The 2,226-nt window shown below is 53.5% G+C and carries 2 protein-coding genes and 2 pseudogenes; all 4 read right to left on the bottom strand.

Annotated features, from left to right (window positions below; translation table 11 throughout):
- Window positions 1-134: pseudogene (locus PMI35_RS35355) on the bottom strand (RHS repeat-associated core domain-containing protein); the annotation flags it as partial.
- 124 nt (window positions 135-258) lie between these two features.
- A pseudogene (locus tag PMI35_RS34025) lies at window positions 259-447 on the bottom strand (glutathione S-transferase C-terminal domain-containing protein); the annotation flags it as partial.
- 113 nt (window positions 448-560) lie between these two features.
- Window positions 561-1,418: an RHS repeat-associated core domain-containing protein gene (locus PMI35_RS35350; RefSeq protein ID WP_008060770.1), complete on the bottom strand. Its 858-nt coding sequence runs from the start codon at window positions 1,416-1,418 to the stop codon at window positions 561-563.
- Window positions 1,419-1,521: 103 nt separating this feature from the next.
- Window positions 1,522-2,151 carry a glutathione S-transferase gene (locus PMI35_RS13795; RefSeq protein WP_032831684.1) on the bottom strand — a complete coding sequence of 210 codons (630 nt, stop codon included), beginning with the start codon at window positions 2,149-2,151 and terminating at the stop codon, window positions 1,522-1,524.
- Between the last annotated feature and the right edge of the window lie 75 nt (window positions 2,152-2,226).

Raw genomic sequence — 2,226 nt, 5'->3', positions numbered from 1 at the left:
TTAAACCCGAGCAGGCTGAGCAAGCCGTTTTCCGCTGGGCGATGACCGTACGCTGTGTAAACGATGGGATGAGGCCCATGCGCGTTCAGGGCGCTCAACACCGAGCGCTGTTGATCAGTTGCCAGCAAGATTGTATTGCGTGAATGCGTAGACATTGGCTGAAACTCCGAGAGAGGTCGATGGAGCCGAACCATCAGAATCGTAGTTTTTTCAGCGTTTGCCCACTATCAGAACTGATAGGGTGCTGGGGCAGCTACATCAAACCTTCGGCATCATCGCCAGCATAGAAGGCCGCTGACTCCTCGAAATACCCCCCGCCAACTGCGGATTCGCCGAGCGCCAGTCCAGGTCCGGATGGCGCAAATCCAGATAACCCAGCGCACAGGCCATACCGATCGCGGCGATGTCGAAATGGCTGCTCAGCTCGGCCATCGCATCTTTTTCCAGAGTGAAGGGGACAGATCTGTTTAGGTTTAAATAGATCCGTCCCCTTATTCCTTCCTTATTCGTCCCCTTATTCGCTGCTTATCCTTCCCTTGTCATCGCCCTCGAAGTAAAACTTAGGTCAAGCGTATATCTGATAACATTGAGGCTGCATTGTAAAGGTTTACATCTTTTGCAGTCAATTTTCCATGGCTGGGAGCCAAGGTTTCGAATATGCTCGATGCGAGCATAGACCTGTTTTTTTCTTTCATGTAAGTATTTAAAGAGTTGACATATTTTTTAGTTAGGGTGTCGGCGTTGCTATTAGCTTGGATCTGAATTAATTGAGGAGGTTCGGCGTAGAATTTTCCTTTTTTTCCAAGAGTGACATGTCGAGAGGAAGTAAATTCTACATAATCATTTTTATATGCTTCTATGAAATGGACCTTGTTGTCAATTTTTTTCGCGAGATACTTTGTCCGCTCGAATTTTGTAAACTGTTTGGCGTTGGCGGACGGTAATGAAACTATGGGGGCGAAAATGGAGTGTGCAGCAAAGTTCTTTTTATTATTTTTTATTGCTGCAATTACAGCATCTTTTCTAGAAGGCACCGGAAACCCAAGCATCCTTGAAAAAAATCGTCCTATTGGACCGGATGCGTGCCCTTCAGGATCTATGCGGTTCCTTGGATCCCCTAAGCAATAACAATACGCATTCAAACCACCCTTGCCAAACGGACTCCAACTGTCGGGGCTATTAAACCGCATCAATACCGGATTGAACTGCCGATAACCATTCCCCAAATGATAATGCCCGGTCAGCGGATCCGGTAGTTCGCCATTAAACCCGAGCAGGCTGAGCAAGCCGTTTTCGGCTGGGCGATGACCGTACGCTGTGTAAGCGATGGGGTGAGGCCCATGCGCGTTCAGGGCGCTCAAGACCGAGCGCTGTTGATCGGTTGCCAGCAAGATTGTATTGCGTGAATGCGTAGGCATTGGCTGAAACTCCGAGAGAGGTCGATGGAGCCGAACCCTCAGCATCGGAGTTTTTTCAGCATTTGCCCACTATCAGAACTGATAGGGTGCTGGTGCAGCTACATCAAACCTTCGGCATTGTGGCCAACATCGAAGGCCGCTGACTCACTTCGAAGTACCACCCCGCCAACTGCGGATTCGCCGAGCGCCAGTCCAGGTCCGGATGGCGCAAATCCAGATAACCCAAGGCACAGGCTACACCGATCGCGGCGATGTCGAAATGGCTGGTCAGCTCGGCCATCGCATCTTTTTCCAGCAGCGCCAGGGCGCGGCGGATTTTGTCGCGCTGGCCGTCGAGCCATTGGTCCCAGTGTTTTTCCGGGGCGCGCAGGGCGACTTCGTAACGGACCAACACCGCGGCGTCCATGATGCCGTCGGCCAGGGAGGCGAGGGTGAGGCGCCGCCAGCGGGCCGAGCCTTCGCGGGGGATCAGCGGGTTGCCGACGTGCTGGTGGTCGAGGTAGTCGAGGATCACCCGGCTGTCGTGGATGACGTTGCCATCGGCCAGGCGCAGGGCGGGGATCTTGCTCAGGGGGTTGTCGTCGATCAGGGTCTGGTCCGGGTCGACGGGCGTGAGTACGCAGTTTTGCAGGGCGACGCGGTCCTGTTGACCGGTTTCGTGCAGTAGCACCATGACTTTGCGGACGAAGGGGGAAAGGGGGCTGTGGTACAGGGTCATGCTCGGGGTGGACATGGCGACGTCTCGGTCGGAGGTGGTGTCGGGCAGCATAGCGTCTTGAGTCGGATGCTCAAACGACAAACATATCGC

The organism is Pseudomonas sp. GM78 (assembly GCF_000282475.1).
GTDB lineage: Bacteria > Pseudomonadota > Gammaproteobacteria > Pseudomonadales > Pseudomonadaceae > Aquipseudomonas.
Note: the sequence above shows the minus strand (reverse complement) of the source record. Positions and strands in the feature narration are given on the sequence as shown.

What these genes read in the sequence shown, in the direction of transcription:
- PMI35_RS35350 (WP_008060770.1), bottom strand. Translation starts at nt 1,418, where the DNA reads ATGCCTACGCATTCACGCAATACAATCTTGCTGGCAACCGATCAACAG.
- PMI35_RS13795 (WP_032831684.1), bottom strand. Translation starts at nt 2,151, where the DNA reads ATGTCCACCCCGAGCATGACCCTGTACCACAGCCCCCTTTCCCCCTTC.